General features: G+C 63.5%; 1 pseudogene. It reads right to left on the reverse strand.

Annotated elements, in window-relative coordinates:
• A pseudogene (locus NBY69_RS37240) lies at positions 1-299 on the reverse strand (peptidase C14); the annotation flags it as partial.

Consider the following 299-nt stretch of genomic DNA (forward strand, 5'->3'; position numbering starts at 1 on the left):
TGACGGTGGTGGTGGTGACGGTGCCGCGGAAGGAGAGGACGGCGCCGAAGGGGTTGTCGTGGGTGTTCTTCTCGATGCCGGTGGTGGTGATGTGGTGTCCGCCGAAGTCGAGTTCGATGTTCGAGCGGTTCCAGAGGTGGCGTTTTTGGAAGTGGAGGTCGGTGTGGGCTTCGATGCGGTGGACGGTGGGGTCGTCGATCATCGCGTCGAGTGCGGTGTCGGCGGGGTGGGTGGTGTCGAAGTGTCCGAAGGTGCGGAAGTCGAGTGTTCCGGTGTGGAGTTGGTGCCAGCGTCCCTTG

Origin of the sequence: Streptomyces sp. A 4/2 (assembly GCF_940670765.1) — a bacterium.
Lineage (GTDB): Bacteria > Actinomycetota > Actinomycetes > Streptomycetales > Streptomycetaceae > Streptomyces.